This is a genomic window from Sphaerisporangium sp. NPDC051011 (assembly GCF_040653595.1).
Classification (GTDB): domain Bacteria; phylum Actinomycetota; class Actinomycetes; order Streptosporangiales; family Streptosporangiaceae; genus Sphaerisporangium.
The window spans coordinates 224,615-239,626 of record NZ_JBFAGG010000003.1 but is presented as its reverse complement, the minus strand read 5'-3'; the positions used below and the strand labels follow the sequence as shown (position 1 = coordinate 239,626).

At 72.9% G+C, this 15,012-nt stretch carries 14 protein-coding genes; 5 read left to right on the top strand and 9 right to left on the bottom strand.

Annotation, left to right across the window (positions count from 1 at the left end):
• Positions 1–198: 198 nt before the first annotated feature.
• Complete coding sequence (mmuM, locus tag AB0H21_RS08330) at positions 199–1,083, top strand: homocysteine S-methyltransferase (RefSeq protein ID WP_358513432.1); 885 nt, start codon at positions 199–201, stop codon at positions 1,081–1,083.
• Positions 1,084–1,120: 37 nt separating this feature from the next.
• Here the strand turns inward: mmuM and AB0H21_RS08325 are convergent, their stop codons facing one another.
• Entirely contained in the window at positions 1,121–2,599 is a 1,479-nt protein-coding gene (locus AB0H21_RS08325) for an MFS transporter (protein WP_358513430.1), read from the bottom strand.
• Positions 2,600–2,926: 327 nt separating this feature from the next.
• Here AB0H21_RS08325 and AB0H21_RS08320 point away from each other — a divergent pair, with 327 nt between their 5' ends.
• Together AB0H21_RS08320 and AB0H21_RS08315 are read left to right on the top strand one after the other, a co-directional pair.
• Positions 2,927–3,958 carry a substrate-binding domain-containing protein gene (locus tag AB0H21_RS08320; protein WP_358513428.1) on the top strand — a complete coding sequence of 344 codons (1,032 nt, stop codon included), beginning with the start codon at positions 2,927–2,929 and terminating at the stop codon, positions 3,956–3,958.
• Positions 3,959–4,019: 61 nt separating this feature from the next.
• The gene (locus AB0H21_RS08315) at positions 4,020–6,686 is read left to right on the top strand and encodes a carbamoyltransferase HypF (RefSeq protein WP_358513426.1); all 2,667 of its coding nucleotides are present in this window, start codon (positions 4,020–4,022) and stop codon (positions 6,684–6,686) included.
• 114 nt (positions 6,687–6,800) lie between these two features.
• Here the strand turns inward: AB0H21_RS08315 and AB0H21_RS08310 are convergent, their stop codons facing one another.
• Entirely contained in the window at positions 6,801–7,319 is a 519-nt protein-coding gene (locus AB0H21_RS08310; RefSeq protein WP_358513424.1) for a YceI family protein, read from the bottom strand.
• Between the two features lie 177 nt (positions 7,320–7,496).
• Entirely contained in the window at positions 7,497–8,210 is a 714-nt protein-coding gene (locus tag AB0H21_RS08305) for a lysophospholipid acyltransferase family protein (RefSeq protein WP_358513422.1), read from the bottom strand.
• Between the two features lie 206 nt (positions 8,211–8,416).
• Here AB0H21_RS08305 and AB0H21_RS08300 point away from each other — a divergent pair, with 206 nt between their 5' ends.
• Both AB0H21_RS08300 and AB0H21_RS08295 read left to right on the top strand, forming a co-directional pair.
• Positions 8,417–9,178 (top strand): alpha/beta fold hydrolase, encoded by a 762-nt coding sequence (locus tag AB0H21_RS08300; RefSeq protein ID WP_358513420.1) that lies wholly within the window; start codon positions 8,417–8,419, stop codon positions 9,176–9,178.
• A 136-nt stretch (positions 9,179–9,314) separates the two neighbouring features.
• On the top strand, positions 9,315–9,767 hold the full coding sequence (locus AB0H21_RS08295) for a hypothetical protein (RefSeq protein ID WP_358513418.1): 453 nt from the start codon (positions 9,315–9,317) through the stop codon (positions 9,765–9,767).
• 28 nt (positions 9,768–9,795) lie between these two features.
• Here the strand turns inward: AB0H21_RS08295 and AB0H21_RS08290 are convergent, their stop codons facing one another.
• From AB0H21_RS08290 to AB0H21_RS08265, 6 genes are all read right to left on the bottom strand, one after another.
• A complete protein-coding gene (locus AB0H21_RS08290; RefSeq protein WP_358513416.1) occupies positions 9,796–11,004 on the bottom strand; it encodes a hypothetical protein in 1,209 nt (402 codons plus the stop codon).
• A 72-nt stretch (positions 11,005–11,076) separates the two neighbouring features.
• Positions 11,077–11,811: an endonuclease/exonuclease/phosphatase family protein gene (locus AB0H21_RS08285; protein WP_358513414.1), complete on the bottom strand. Its 735-nt coding sequence runs from the start codon at positions 11,809–11,811 to the stop codon at positions 11,077–11,079.
• Positions 11,812–11,845: 34 nt separating this feature from the next.
• Positions 11,846–12,790: an ROK family glucokinase gene (locus AB0H21_RS08280; protein ID WP_358513412.1), complete on the bottom strand. Its 945-nt coding sequence runs from the start codon at positions 12,788–12,790 to the stop codon at positions 11,846–11,848.
• A 36-nt stretch (positions 12,791–12,826) separates the two neighbouring features.
• Positions 12,827–13,378 carry a hypothetical protein gene (locus AB0H21_RS08275; RefSeq protein ID WP_358513410.1) on the bottom strand — a complete coding sequence of 184 codons (552 nt, stop codon included), beginning with the start codon at positions 13,376–13,378 and terminating at the stop codon, positions 12,827–12,829.
• On the bottom strand, positions 13,375–14,562 hold the full coding sequence (locus tag AB0H21_RS08270; RefSeq protein WP_358513408.1) for an ArsA family ATPase: 1,188 nt from the start codon (positions 14,560–14,562) through the stop codon (positions 13,375–13,377). Before AB0H21_RS08270 ends, AB0H21_RS08275 begins: the two co-directional genes overlap by 4 nt.
• The gene (locus AB0H21_RS08265; RefSeq protein WP_358513406.1) at positions 14,559–14,993 is read right to left on the bottom strand and encodes an SRPBCC family protein; all 435 of its coding nucleotides are present in this window, start codon (positions 14,991–14,993) and stop codon (positions 14,559–14,561) included. The genes AB0H21_RS08270 and AB0H21_RS08265 overlap by 4 nt, the downstream gene beginning before the upstream one ends.
• Between the last annotated feature and the right edge of the window lie 19 nt (positions 14,994–15,012).

Genomic DNA, 15,012 nt, shown 5'->3' with positions numbered 1-15,012 from the left:
CGCCGGGGACGGCCGCCGGAGCGGCGCACTTGACCAGCGCCCGCGCGCCCCGCCGGTATTCCCGCCGGACCGGGATTAGGAAGGTAAAGGACGTTTGCCCTGGTAGAGGCGAACATCGGCCCGTCCGTCCGGGCGGTGCGGGCGTCACAGGGGTGCCCTCCGGCTAACCCCGACTTGTCACCCAAATAGGGTATATGCGTGAGTTCCGAGCCCGATGAGACCGGCGTCCTGATCCTTGACGGTGGCCTCGCCACACATCTGGAGGCGCTGGGGTGCGACCTCCGGGACGATCTGTGGTCGGCGAGGCTCCTCCTGGAGGACCCGGAGATGATCCTGCGCGCCCACCGCGACTACTTCGCCGCGGGCGCCGACGTGGCGATCACGGCGAGCTACCAGGCCGGCATCCAAGGGCTGATGCGGCGCGGGCACGTCCGGTACGAGGCCGAGGCGCTGATCCAGCTCTCGGTGGAGCTGGCGGCGCAGGCCAGGGACGAGTCGGGCGGCGGCATGGTGGCGGCCAGCGTGGGGCCGTACGGCGCGTACCTGGCCAACGGCGCGGAGTACACCGGGGACTACGACCTCGACGAGGACGGCCTGGTCGCCTGGCACCGGCCCCGCTGGGAGGTGCTGGCCGGCACCCACGCGGACCTGCTCGCCTGCGAGACGATCCCGTCCTACGCCGAGGCGCGGGCCATCGCCCGGCTCCTGGAGGAGACGCCCAACGTCAACGCTTGGGTGAGCTTCTCCTGCCGTGACGGCGAGCACATCAGCGACGGCACGCCCCTGGAACGGTGCGCCGCCCTGTTCGCGGGCAACCCGCGGGTCGTCGCGGTCGGCGTCAACTGCACGGCGCCGAGCCACGTCAAGAGCCTCATCGGCTGCCTCGGCGACTCGCCGATCATCGTCTACCCCAACTCCGGCGAGACCTGGAACGCCGCGCGGCACCGCTGGGAGGGGCTGGCCGACCCGGTGGAGTTCGGTGCCGCCGCCCGGGAGTGGCGGGACGCGGGAGCGGCGTACATCGGCGGCTGCTGCCGCACGACCCCCGAGCACATCCGTCAGATCCGCGCCCAACTGGGCTGACGGCGCTGATCGGATCCGGACACCCGGACGGGGGGTGTTACGCGCCGCGCGTGCCGGTCGGCGCGGCGAGGTCGCCCGCGAGCGTGCCGCCCGCCGTACCCGCCGTCCGTTCCCGCCCGGGGATGAAGTTCACGATCAGCACGCCGAGCGCGGCCACGCACGCGGCGATGATGATGGCGACCTGCAGGCCGCGCAGCGACGGCAGCGTGAATGCGCCCAGCGAGACGGTCATGTGGGCCAGCACCACGCTGGTCACCGCGCTGGCGGTCGAGGTGCCGATGGACCGCATCAGCGCGTTGAGCCCGTTGGCGGCGGCGGTCTCCGACGGCGGGACGGCCGTCATGATCAGGGCGGGCATGGCCGAGTACGCCAGGCCGACCCCGGCCGCGATGATCGAGGAGGCCAGCACGACCTTCCAGGCCGAGCCCATCAGGCCGAGCGCGGCGGCGTACCCGGCGGCGATGACCATGGCGCCGAGCATCAGCGCGATCTTCGGGCCCCACAGGCGCGACACGCGCGCCGACAGCGGGGACAGCAGCATCATGACCAGCCCGCCCGGCGCCAGGCACAGTCCCGCCTGGAACAGCGACAGTTCGAGCCCGTAGCCGGACGCGCGGGGGCTCTGCAGCAGCGTCGGCAGCACCAGCGACATGCCGAACATCGCGAAGCCGACGACGATCGAGGCGAGGTTGGTCAGCAGCACCTGGCGCCGGGCGGTCATCCGCAGGTCCACCAGCGGGTCGCGGACGCGCAGTTCCATGAAGCCCCAGGCGAGCAGGATCACCACGGCGGCGGCGAACAGTCCCAGCGTCAGGCCGCTGCCCCAGCCCCAGTCGCCGCCTTTGCTGATCGCCAGCAGCAGGCACAGCAGGCCCGCGGTGAGCCCGATCGCGCCGGGCACGTCGAAGCGGCCGCGTGCGCGCAGCGGCGACTCGGGGACCACGAACGCCACCAGCAGCAGGTCCAGCACGCTGATCGCGGCCGACATCCAGAACAGGGCGTGCCAGCTCGCGCGCTCGGCGACGAACGCGGCCAGCGGCAGGCCGATCGCGCCGCCGACGCCGAGCGTCGCGCTCATCAGCGCCATCGCCGAACCCAGCCGCTCGGGCGGCAGCTCGTCGCGCATGATGCTGATGCCGAGGGGGATCACGCCGATCGCGCACCCCTGCAGCACGCGTCCGGCGACGACCGGGACGAGGCCGTCCGACAGGGCGCAGATGACCGACCCGAGCGCCATCAGACCGAGGCTGGCGAGCATCACGCGCCGCTTGCCGTACAGGTCGCCGAGCCGGCCGCTGACCGGGTTGCAGACGGCGGCGGCCAGCAGCGTGGAGGTGATCACCCAGGAGGCGTCCGCGGCCGAGGTGTGGAGCAGGCGTGGCAGGTCCGGGATGAGCGGCACCACGAGCGTCTGCATCAGCGAGACGACGATGCCGCACAGCGCCAGCACGGCCACCACCGGGCCGGATTTCCCGGCGGGCGCGGCGGGCCCCGCGGCCGTGGGTGATGCGCTCACGTAGGGCCCTCCGAATCACGATCACGGACTCGCATGACGATACAGACGCATTCATAACCCGAGAAGCCCGGGTCCTACGGACGGACACCGCGTACCTGGCCGATTCAGGACAGGTCGGTTCACGAACGTTTTAACGAATCGGCGGACGATGGGGCGGTCGCCGCCGAAGTGGACGCGGGCGATCGGAAGGGTCTTTTCCAGAGCTTCGTTCCGTCCGAGGGCGGGCGCGGGGGCGGCGCCGGGCGGCGGGTGGGCATTTTCCCGGGAGGTCTGGCGCGGGCCCGCGCTGCCACGTTTTAATGAACGCCCGCCACGGAAGGAGTCCGGATGACCACGGGGAGTACCGCCGGGCCGGTGAGCATCAAGGAGGTCGCCGCGCGGGCCGGAGTCTCCCCCGGCACGGTGTCGAACGTGCTCAACCGTCCGCACAAGGTCGCGGACGAGACCCGCTCCCGCGTCGAGCAGGTGATCAGAGAGCTCGGCTTCGTCCGGCACGGCTCGGCCTCCACGCTCCGCGCGGGCCACAGCCGCACGATCGGGCTGTCGCTGATCGACATCGCCAACCCGTTCTTCACCGACGTCGCCGCCGGCGTCGAGGACATGGCCGGCGAGCTGGGGTACGCCGTGCTCCTCGGCAACTCCGCGGGAGACCACGCCAAGGAGGACCGCAACCTGCGCGTCTTCGCCGAGCAGCGCGTGCGCGGCCTGCTCATCACCCCCTCCGGCGACGACCCCCGGCGGCTGGACGTCGTGCGCGAGCGCGGCATCCGGGTGGTGCTGGTCGACCACCGGCCCCACCGTCCCGACCAGTGCTCGGTCGCCGTCAACGACTTCGCCGGCGGGCACATGGCCGCCGAGCACCTCCTCGCCACCGGGGCCACCCGCGTGGCGTACGTCACCGGGCCGTCCACCATCCGGCAGTGCCGCGACCGGGGCAGCGGCGCCGCGCACGCGGCGAGCGAGGCGGGGCTGGACCCGGGATCGGCCATCGAGGTCGTCGAGGTGCCCACGATGAACGCCCGGGCGGGCCAGCAGGCGGCCGAGAGGCTCGTCTCCGGACACCGCCTGCCCGACGCGATCTTCTGCGCCAACGATCTGCTCGCCCTCGGCCTGCTGCGCGGCCTGCTCCAGTCGGGCGTCCGGGTCCCGGGCGACGTCGCGCTCATCGGTTACGACGACATCGACTTCTCCGCGGCCTCCGCCGTCTCCCTCAGCTCGATCCGTCAGCCCACCCACAAGCTCGGACGCCTCGCCACCGAACTGCTGATCGACGAATGCGAAAATCCCCAAACCCACGCCCACCGCCAAATCCTCTTCCAACCAGAACTAATCCCCCGCGAATCCACCCGAACCCCGTAACCCCCAGGGACACGCCTCGAGAGTCGTTGTTCCTGGTCAGAGGGTGGTTGAGACTGGGTGGGTGGGTGGATTCATCCGGGCCGAAGTGCGGGTCGACGGGATCGTCCAAGGGGTGGGGTTCCGGCCGTTCGTGCATCGGGAGGCGACGCGGCTCGGGTTGCGCGGGCTCGTCGGGAACGACGAGCGCGGCGTGGTGATCGAGGTCGAGGGGGCGTCCGCGGCCGTCGCGGAGTTCGTCGAGACCGTGCGCCACCGGCCGCCTCCGCTCGCGACCGTGGACCGGGTCACCTCGCGGCGGATCCCGGTCACGGGCGAGCACGGGTTCCGCATCGCGCCCAGCACCGGCACGGGCCACGGCCGCGCGCTCATCTCCCCCGACGTGGCGACCTGTGACGACTGCCTGCGGGAGCTCTTCGACCCGGCCGACCGCAGGTACGGGTACCCGTTCATCAACTGCACGGCGTGCGGGCCGCGGTTCACGATCGTGCGGGAGTCCCCGTACGACCGGGCGCGCACCACGATGGCGTCCTTCGCGATGTGCGCGGCGTGCGCGTCCGAGTACCACGACCCGGCGAGCCGCCGCTTCCACGCCCAGCCCGTGTGCTGCGCCGCCTGCGGCCCCCGCTTGCGCCTCGTGTACGCGGACCGTGAGGCCCCCAGCGGAGCCCACCCGGACGCCTTCTCCGGAACGGGGCCTCACGCCCCCGGCGGCGCGGACGGTGACGCAGCCGACGGAGCGGGCCGTGACGGCTCCGGCGGACCGGGCGGTGACCCCGTCGAGCAGGCGGCACACCTTCTGCGGCGGGGGGCCGTGCTGGCGGTCAAAGGGATCGGCGGGTACCACCTGGCCGTGCGGGCCGACAGCGAGGACGCGGTGCAAACGCTGCGGGCGAGGAAGCGCCGCGAGGAGCGGCCGTTCGCCGTGATGGTCCCGGATCTGGAGACCGCGCGGGCGCTCTGCCACATCGACGCGCGCGAGGAGCGGCTGCTCACCGACGCGAGACGCCCCATCGTCCTCCTGCGCCGCCGCCCGGGCGGCATCCCCGCGCACGACGCCGGCTCGCGCCTGGACATCGCGGAGACGCCTCGGATCGCGGAGACCGGGATCGCGGAGGGGCCTGGGATCGCGGACGCGGTCGCGCCCGGTGATCGGTATCTCGGGGTCATGCTGCCCTACTCGCCCGCGCACCACCTGCTGCTGGCACGGTTTCCGCAGCCCATTGTGCTGACCAGCGGGAACGTCTCCGACGAGCCGATCGCGTACGTGGACGCGACCGCGCTGGAGCGTCTGAGCGGGATCGCCGACGCCTTCCTGCTGCACGACCGGCCGATCCACGTCCGCGCCGACGACTCGGTGGTCCGCGTGGTGCGCGGTCGCGAGCTGCCGGTCCGCCGCTCCCGGGGGCACGTCCCCCGGCCGTCCCGGCTCGCGCGGGAGGCACGACGGCCGGTGCTCGGCTGCGGGGCCGAGCTGAAGCACACGTTCTGTCTGGCCGAGGGCCGTCACGCGTTCGTGTCCCACCACATCGGCGACCTGGAGAACTACGAGACCCTTCGGTCGTTCACGGGCGGCGTGCGGCACTTCGAGAGGCTTTTCGGTATCCGTCCTGAGCTCGTGGCGCACGACCTGCACCCCGAGTACCTCTCGACGAAGTACGCGCGGGAACGGGAGGACGCCGAGCCGGTGGGCGTGCAGCACCATCACGCGCACATCGCCTCCTGCCTGGCGGACAACGGCGCCGCGGGCCCGGTGATCGGCGTGGCGTTCGACGGGCTCGGGTACGGCCTGGACGGCACGCTGTGGGGAGGCGAGTTCCTGGTCGCCGGCCTGACCGGTTTCCGGCGCGCCGGGCACCTGGCGGCGGTGCCCATGCCGGGCGGCGCGGCGGCGATCCGGCAGCCGTGGCGCATGGCCGCCGCCTACCTGGCCGGTACGGGGGCCGCGCGGGGTCTCGGGGTCCGGGACCGGAACGCCGCCCGGTGGGACGCCGTCGTGGCGATGGCGGCGAAGGGCGTGAACGCGCCGCTCACCTCCAGTGCCGGACGCCTGTTCGACGCCGTCGCGGCCCTGACCACGGGACGCGACACGGTGACGTACGAGGGCCAGGCGGCCGTCGAGCTGGAACGGATCGCCGACCCAGACGAGCGCCGGGCGTACCCGTGCCGCATCCTCGATGGGCCGGAGCCACCCCTGGCCGACAGCACCATCCTCGGCACCGCACACGCATCGACCCGGATAAATCGCGAAATATCGGATGCGACGAACGACTCCGCCCCCGAGTTCCCACGCGCGCGCAGTGCCACCACCTCTGCCACCACCACCGCTGCCATCACCGCCATGGCCGCTGCGGACGCGGGCGGCGCCGCGTTCGTCGTCCCCGGTCACGACCTCGTTCGCGCGGTCCTGGACGATCTGGCGGCGGGCGTAGAGGCGCCGCTGGTCTCCGCGCGCTTCCACAACGGGGTCGCCCGGATCATCGTGGAGGGATGCGCCCGCGTCCGGGAGCACACCGGCCTTTCGGTCGTGGCCCTGTCCGGCGGGGTGTTCCAGAACGCCCTCCTGCTGGAGAGGGCGGCCGCGTGGCTGGAGGAGCGCGGGTTCACGGTGCTGACCCACACCCGCGTCCCGCCCAACGACGGCGGCATCAGCCTGGGGCAGGTGGCGGTCGCCGCCGCCCGGGACCGGTTCCACGAGGACCGTCCGGCCCCCGGCCCTCTCGCCCGGTGAAGGACCCCCACACGGTGAAGACCCTCCGCGTGGCGCCTTCCGCGCGGTGGAGGCCGTTCGCACGTCCACGACGCCCCGGGGGCGAACGATCTTCCGCAGATCGCGCCCCGGCGGTCAGGGTTCGCGTTCGGCGACGATCCGGACGCGGACCCGCACCTGGGGATGGACGCGGAGCATCAGCATCTTCGGCGGCTGGAGCCCGAAGTCGCGGACGTCGAACACCTGCTCGCCCTCGATGACCAGGGTGCGGTCGTCCGGCACGGAGACCGTGATCTCCCCCTGGACGGGACGGGTGACGCCGTGGAACGTCAGGTCGCCCCGGACGCGGTAGCGGCCGGTCTCGGCCAGTTCCTCGATCTCGGTGGCCTCGCCGGTGACGCGGGGATGCGCGCGGACGTCGATCCGCCGCCGCAGTTCGCCGTCGTACAGCGGGTTGCCCGAGCGCAGACGCTCGGCGGGCAGGTCGAGGCGCATGCGCGGCTCGGCGGAGGTGAGGTCGAACCGCCCATCCAGGACGTCCGCCTCGACGAAGCCGGTCACGCCGCCGGCCTCGCCGTGGATGGGATGGACGCTGCTGCTCGCCTCGAAGCCGATCTTCGACCGCTCCGGCGAGATCGCGTACCGCTCGGTCATGAGTCGCTCACCTCGCAGGCCCCCTCTCCCCTACAAGTAAGCCACACCGTCCGCGGAGCCGGGCGGCCGGTCCTCGGCGGCGCAGCGTGGGGACGGACGGACGCCCGCACCGCCCGCCCGGAGCAATACCGCCTCGAACCACACAAGAGGCGGCGTACGCCACGGGAGCGGGGCGGTTCAGGACGAGGAGGGCCTGCCGGCCTGCCGGGCGGCCCTGGCCATCTCGACCTTGGCGCTCGCGGCGTACTTGTCGACGTACTCCTGGCCGGACAACTCCATCAGCGCGTACATGATCTCGTCGGTGACGGCGCGCAGCACCAGGCGGTCCTCCTCCATGCCGTAGTAGCGGGAGAAGTCCAGCGGCTTGCCGTACCGGACGCCGGGGCGGATGCCGAGCTTGGGGAACAGCCGGCCGGGGGGCATCATCTCGAAGGTGTTGACCATCGCCCAGGGGATGACCGGCACCCGTGACTCCAGCGCCAGCCGGGCCACGCCGGTCTTGCCCTTGTAGAGCCGCCCGTCGGGCGAGCGGGTGCCCTCGGGGTAGATGCCGAGCAGTTCGCCCTCGCGCAGCACGCGCAGGCCGGTGCGCAGGGACGCCTCGCTGGCCTTGCCGCCGGACCGGTCGATCGGCACGGTGCCGACCCCGGTGAAGAACAGCCGGGTGAAGAATCCCTTGACGCCCCGCCCGGTGAAGTATTCGGCCTTGCCGAGCGAGATGACCTTGCGCGGCAGCGGCAGTGGCCCGAAGAAGTGGTCGGCGAACGAGAGGTGGTTGCCCGCCATGATGGCCGGGCCCTGCCTCGGGACGTTCTCCTTCCCCTCGGACCAGGGGCGGAACACCAGATGGAGGAATGGGCCGAGAATGGCCTTCACCACCCAGTAGAACACTCGGGGCACCTCTTCTCTGGCTTATCCGGCTTCGGCGGTCTTTGTCGGCGTTCACGGCTCTGCGCCGCGGCGTGGCGTCATCTTCGCATGCCCGGCGCACCGGACCTACACTTCCGAGCCTGCGGACCCACGACACCGGGCCGACGGATCTCGCGAGTAAGCCTGGAACGTGCGACGATCAGGCGAGCCGCATCAGGAGGGGAACCATGCCGCTCATGCCCGGCTCCGAGCCGTACCAGCACGAAGGTGGACAGGTCGGCGTCCTGCTCTGTCATGGTTTCACCGGGACGCCGCAGTCGCTGCGCCCATGGGGGGAGTATCTCGCGGCGGCCGGCCTGACCGTCTCGCTGCCCCGCCTTCCGGGTCACGGCACGACCTGGCAGGAGATGAACCGCACCCGATGGGAGGACTGGTTCGCCGAGCTGGAACGGGCCTTCGAGGCGCTCAGGGCCCGCTGCGCGGAGGTGTTCGTCATGGGCCTGTCCCTCGGGGCGTGCATGGCGCTGCGGCTGGCGGAGGTCCAGGGCCCGCTGGTGCGGGGGGTCGTGGCCGTGAACCCGTCGATCGTGAACGACACCCCGCTGCTGAGGCTCGCGCCCGTGCTGAAGTTCGTGCTCCCCTCGGTGGCGGGCGTCGCGGGGGACATCAAGCGCGAGGGGGTGGCCGAGCTGGGGTACACGCGCACGCCGGTGAGGGCGGCGGCGACGCTGCCGCGGCTGTGGTCGCTGGTGCAGTCGGAGCTCGGCCGGGTCACCCAGCCCGTGCTCGTCTACCACAGCCCGGAGGACCACGTGGTGAAGCCCGACAGCGTCCGCTTCCTGAGGCAGGCGCTCGGTGACAACCTGACGGTGCGGGAATGCGTCAACAGTTACCACGTCGCGACACTCGACAACGATGCCCCCGCGATTTTCGAGGGCAGCCTCGAATTCATCAGGACCCACGCCTCGGTACCCTTGCAAAGAGACTGACCGGCCTCCGCGGCGAGGCGGCACGGCGGTGGAATCCGTACGGCCGGCCGCCCGGCCAGCGGGAGCCGGCCCGGGAACCACGATCAGCACCATCCAGCAGTCGTGATCACGAGCATTGGACGAATCGAAGTGACCGGTGACGCCGCAGAGCGATGAGGACGAGGTCTGGCGTCAGATCGTCGCCTCCTTCAACGAGACCGCCGAAGCGACTTCGGCCGGCCAGCCATGGCCGGACCGCGAGAACGTCCCCACCGAGGACGCCCCCCAGCAGGTGAAGGCGGAGATACCCGCCGAGACCGCCGAGGAGGACGCCCGCCCCGCCGCGCCCGAGGAGGACGACGGCGACCACTACGTCCCGCCTCCCCCGCCACCGCTCCCCAAGATGGACTCCGGCACGAAGATCGCCTGGCTGGCGCTGTTCGGCGGCCCCGCCTACCTGCTGCTGGCGGCGCTGCTGTCGTGGCCGATGGACGGCTGGATCATCTTCGCCGCCATCGCCGCGTTCATCGGCGGCTTCGTCGCGCTGATCGTGCGCATGGGCGACGGCCCGCCCCCGGACTCGGGCTGGGACGACGGCGCGGTCGTCTGACCTCGCCGGCCGGCCCGGGTCGGGTGGGTCAGCGCTGGGCGGGCGGGCTGCTCTCGGGCCCGGGCGTCGCGGTCACGGTCACGGTCTTCGGCGTGCCCGGCTGGAAGCGCTCGACCACGTCGGTGTACCGCTCGTCGGCGTCCACGACGTGCCCGACGGCGAGCGTGAGGTCTGCGACGTGGGTGACGGCCTGCAGGCGCATGGTGCGCGGCGCGGACGCGGGCTTGCCTCGCACGACGCGCCAGCCGCCGGTAGGGCCGCCGCGCAGCAGGTACGCCTGCCCGGCGTGCTCGGGGTCGTACCCGGAGGCCCAGAAGTGCCCCTTGCCGTCGCCGGTGACCCCGTACAGCTCGGCGTACCGGGTGGGGACCGACGCGCGGCTCCACCGCTTGCCGTTCCAGGTGAGGACGAGCGGGGTGATCTTCCCGCCGTCGTGGTAGACGCCGCCCACGGCGACCGCCTTCTTGGGCCCGTCGACGGCGACGTCCCGCAGGAAGCCTCCGTCGATGGACGGCGCGGTGACCGGGTCCCAGGTGTCGCCGTCGAAGCGCATGATCACCGGCCGGCCGCCGTCGTCGCCGACCGCCCAGCCCGCGTCGCCCTTGCGGGTGAGCGCGACGCCGTACAGCGTGCCGTCGTTCTCGCCCTCGGTGACGGTCCAGCCCGCCGAGGTGCCCGTGGCGATGAGGGGCTTGCCACCCCGGCTGCCCACGGTGACCGTGCGGCCGGGGACGGCCGCGACGCCGCCGAGCCAGTCGCGCGAGCCGAACTCGGGCACGCTGACGCGGTCGAACGCCGAGCCGTCGCCGCGCACGACGTACGGCAGGCCGTCGTGCCCGTCGCCGACGGCCCAGATCTCGCGGGGCGAGGGCGCGGCGACCGACCGCAGGTGGCCCGCGCCGGAGGCGTCGTTGCGGATGTCGAACTCGGTCCAGGCCGATCCGTCCCAGTGGGTGATCACGCTGCGGTTCTGCCAGGCCTCCCAGACGTCCTCCTGGCCCACGGCCCAGATGTCGGTGGCGGACAGGCCGACGACGTCCGACAGGGAGCCGTCCGCCTTGAGCCGCGCGCTCGCGGACTGCTGGAGCAGGGCGGACGGGGGCCGGTCGGCGGCGCGGGGCCGGGACGGGTCGGCGTGGGCGTGCGCTGCGGATGTGGCGCGGATGAGGCCACCGGTCAGCACGCCGGTCAACAACACGCACAAGGGCAGGGCACGCCGCGGCAGGCGGCGGGACATGAGCAAATCGTACGTGTCCCGTCATCCCGTGCGCGTAAGGTACGCCAGTGTTGACCGAAAGGTCACCTGAACTCAGGCTCCCATTCCCACCGCGGCGTGGGTTCCAACAGCGGCGAGGTCGGCGACGACCGGCAGGTGGTCGGTGGCGGCGTGCAGATCGGCGAGGTCCACGTCCACGCCCCCGCACGACCGCACCGACAGTCCCGCGCCCGCGAACACCGCGTCCAGGCGCTTGCTCGGGCTGCGGGCGGTGAAGGTGAGCCCGTCGCCGACCGGCGCGCACGCGTAGCAGTCGGCGAGGCCGCGGGTGAAGTATCGCCACACCGGCTCGCCGGGCTGCTCGTTCACGTCGCCCGCGATCACGATGGGGGCGTCGTACCGCTGGGAGACGGGCCGCAGCAGGCGCATGATCTCCGCCGCGTGGCTGATCCGCGCGGCGGGATGCAGGTCCAGGTGGACGGAGGCGGCGGTGATCCGCGTGCCCGCGTGCTCGACCACGGCCACCGCGACGCCGCGCCGTTCGAGGCCGGTGAACGGGCGCAGCAGGTGACTCTCGGCGTGGATCACCCGGGTGCCGGGGGCGGCGAGCACGGCGACGCCCCCGAAGCGCCTGCCGGTGACCACGCGCAGCCCCGAGGAGCGGGCGAGCTCGGCGCGCCTGCGCCGCCACCGCACCAGGCGCGGGGCCTCCTGGACGCACAGCACGTCGGGTGCCATGGCCCGGATGACCCGCGCCAGCGCGGCCGTGTCGTCGTACATCGACCGGACGTTGTACGTGCCGACCCGGATCATCGTGGCGCGGATCATCGTGGTTCTGCGCCCGCCCGTTCCCCGCGGCCCGTCAGGGGTGGCGGGCGAGGTCGGCCGCGCCGACCAGCCCGGCCGACGGCCCGAGCTCGGCCTTGCGCAGCTCGGGGTGCGGCCGGTGCTCGCGGGCGGTCAGCGCGCGCAGGAACGCCGCGCGGGAGTCGTCCAGCCACAGGTCGGCGGCGCGGGACACGCCGCCGCCGATGATGAAGCAGCCGGGGTCGAGCACGGCGGCGAGGTCGGCCAGGCCCTGGCCGAGCCACTCGGCCAGGGACGCGAACGCCGTCAGGGCGGCCTCGTCGCCCTCGCGGGCGGCCTGGGTGACGTGCTCGCCCTCGATGTCGGACACCGAGCCTCCGGCGAGCTCCAGCATGCGCCCGGCCCTGTCGGGGTCGGCGGCGGCGATCACCCGGGCGTCGTGCACGAGCGCGTTGCCGCTGGCGTACTGCTCCCAGCAGCCGAGGTTGCCGCACCCGCACAGCCGCCCGCCCGGGACGACCCGCATGTGGCCCATCTCGGCGCCCATGCCCCACCGCCCGCGGTACAGGGTGCCGCCGAAGACGAGCCCGCCGCCGATGCCGGTGCCGACCGTGACGCACACGACGTGGCTCTCGCCGCGCCCGGCCCCGAAGCGGTACTCGCCCCAGGCCATGGCGTTGGCGTCGTTCTCGACGACCACCGGCAGGCCGACCCGTTCGGAGACCTTCTTCTGCAGCGGCTCCTCGCGCCAGGCGAGGTTCGGGGCGAACCGGACGATGGACCGCGTCTCGTCGACGAAGCCGGCCGCGCCGACTCCCACCGCCTCGACGTCGTGGCGGCCGGCGAGTTCGAGGACCACCTCGGAGATCGTGTCCGCCACCTGGTCGGGGCTGTCCGCGGGTGTATGCCGCAGCAGGTCCTCCACAATGCGGCCGTCCTCGTCCACGACCCCGGCGGCGATCTTCGTACCACCGACGTCAACGCCGATCGTCAGCGCCATGTCTCATCCCTTCCCCCCGAGATAACCACCGGGCCCTCAGCCCAGGTCGATGTGCTGTACTCGGGTGTCCGTGCCGCCGGGGCGTCCCGGCCGGGCGGGCCGTGAGACGGCGTCCACCGCCTGGCGGAACGCGGCGAACAGCTCGCCGGCCGCCGTGATCAGGTGGTCGCCGACGTCTCCGCCGCCCTCGCGCCGCGCGGCCTTGAGACGGCACACGGGACAGGCACGGCAGATGTACTCGTCATCGTCATGCCCGGCCACCGCCTCACTCCACACGTCGCCGCTCGTACGGCCGCCGCCACCGCCACCGCCGCCGAGCGCCTGCCCCAGCCCTTGGCCGAGGCCGCTCACGCTGCCTTTCACAAAGCCCTTGCCGATCTCGCGGCCGACCCGCTCCTGCAGCGAGTCGAAGAGCCTGCGCGCCTCGCCCGCGACAGACCCGAGCGCGTCGGGGATGTCGCGGACGGGATCGTCCTGCCGACTCTCGTCCTGCCGGAGCTCGTCCCGGCTTCTGAACCATTCGTCACGGTCGTCCTGCCGCCGGTCGGCGGGCTGGGCGCCGCTGGTCTTCTCGTTCATTTCGGTCATGAGGCCCCTCCTGCCTCGAACCGTACCCGGAGGCGGCCGTCGCGGAGCGCCGCCTCCTGAACCGATCTTCTGGCCAGGGCGGCGGGGAGGGTGATCACGCGGCGGTAGGACCCAGCGGTGACGATCAGCTCGTCGCCCTTTCTCGCCAGGCCGACGTCGGACTTGTCCGCGAGCGGGAGGGCGAGCGTCAGCTCGTGCACGCCGCCCTCGGCGCGGACGGCCAGCGGCGGCTCGCCCGCGGGCGGCGCGAACGGGTCGGACTCGCCGTACAGCTCGCCCGCCAGCGCGGCGAGGGCCTCGGCGCCGACCGGCTCTGCGGGCAGGTAGGGGACCGTGTGGACGGGCAGCGGCGCGAACGACTCGTGGACGGCGGCGAGGTGGCGGGCCTGGGCCTCCGCCCACCCGCGCCGCCAGGCGTCGGACCCGTCGGCCGGGAACACGCGGTTGGCGACGACGCCGTCGACGCGGTAGCCGTACAGGCTGAGGGAGGTGAACGTGCGGCGGGCCTCGGCCACCACGACCGCCTCGGGGGTGAGCACGAGCCGCACGGAGGCGTCCGGGCCGGTCAGCAGGTCGCGCACGCCCATGAGCCCGGTGTGCAGCCGCTCGCCCGAGCCGACCACGGCGTCCTCGGGCAGGTCGAGCCGGGCGACGTGGCGGATCACCGGGGCGAGGACGCGCAGCAGCCTGCGGCCCGCGGGCAGCAGACGGTTGACGTGCCAGTCGAGGGCCTCGGGCAGGGCGAGCAGGCGCAGCGTCTCGGCCGTCGGGGCGCAGTCGACCACGACGACGTCCCAGCGGCCGGTGCGGACCTGCTCGCGCAGCTCCAGCAGGGCCATGACCTCCTCGGCGCCGGGCAGCACCGTGAGCTCCTCGGAGGTGATCTCGTCCAGGCCCAGCTCGGCGAGCACGCCCTTGGCGTAGTCGCGCAGGTCGCCCCAGTGGCGTTCGAGCGCCTTCTGGGTGTCGACCTGCTGCAGGTAGAGGGCCGGAGCGATCTCGGACGGCTCCCCGGACCCGGGCACGCCGAGGGCGTCGGCCAGGGAGTGGGCGGTGTCGGTCGAGACCACGAGCGTCTTGCGCCCCCGGCGGGCGGCGAGCGTGGCGGTGGCCGCCGCGACGGTGGTCTTGCCGACTCCCCCCTTGCCGGTGAACAGCAGGACCCTTGGACCGGGCTCGCTCATCGGCCCTCGACGCGCTTCTTGAGCCCTTTGAGCGCGGTGTCGACGATGACCTTCTCGGCCTTGCGCTTGATCATGCCGATCATCGGGACCTTCAGGTCCACGGCGAGCTCGTAGGTCACCTCGGTCCGGCCGCCGACCCCGGCGAGGCGGTAGCTGCCGGTGAGCCCCGAGACCATCTTCCCGGGCTCGACGATCCGCCAGTCGACGACGTCGCCGTGCCACTGGTAGCCCAGGGTGTACTCGTCGCTGATCACCCCGGCGTCCAGGACGAACCGGACGGCCGCCGGACGGCCGTCCTCGCCCGTCGACAGGACCTCCGCCGACTTCACCTGGCCCGCCCACTGCGGGTAGGACGGGAAGTCGGCGATGACCGCCACGACGGCCGGGGGCTCGGCCCCGATCGTGATGCTGGAGATGGTGCGATCAGCCATGTGCCATACCGTACTCGTT

What these genes read in the sequence shown, in the direction of transcription:
- AB0H21_RS08320 (WP_358513428.1), top strand. Translation starts at nt 2,927, where the DNA reads ATGACCACGGGGAGTACCGCCGGGCCGGTGAGCATCAAGGAGGTCGCC.
- AB0H21_RS08310 (WP_358513424.1), bottom strand. Translation starts at nt 7,319, where the DNA reads ATGACCGAGCGGTACGCGATCTCGCCGGAGCGGTCGAAGATCGGCTTC.
- AB0H21_RS08300 (WP_358513420.1), top strand. Translation starts at nt 8,417, where the DNA reads ATGCCGCTCATGCCCGGCTCCGAGCCGTACCAGCACGAAGGTGGACAG.
- AB0H21_RS08290 (WP_358513416.1), bottom strand. Translation starts at nt 11,004, where the DNA reads ATGTCCCGCCGCCTGCCGCGGCGTGCCCTGCCCTTGTGCGTGTTGTTG.
- AB0H21_RS08285 (WP_358513414.1), bottom strand. Translation starts at nt 11,811, where the DNA reads ATGATCCGCGCCACGATGATCCGGGTCGGCACGTACAACGTCCGGTCG.
- AB0H21_RS08280 (WP_358513412.1), bottom strand. Translation starts at nt 12,790, where the DNA reads ATGGCGCTGACGATCGGCGTTGACGTCGGTGGTACGAAGATCGCCGCC.
- AB0H21_RS08275 (WP_358513410.1), bottom strand. Translation starts at nt 13,378, where the DNA reads ATGACCGAAATGAACGAGAAGACCAGCGGCGCCCAGCCCGCCGACCGG.
- AB0H21_RS08270 (WP_358513408.1), bottom strand. Translation starts at nt 14,562, where the DNA reads ATGAGCGAGCCCGGTCCAAGGGTCCTGCTGTTCACCGGCAAGGGGGGA.
- AB0H21_RS08265 (WP_358513406.1), bottom strand. Translation starts at nt 14,993, where the DNA reads ATGGCTGATCGCACCATCTCCAGCATCACGATCGGGGCCGAGCCCCCG.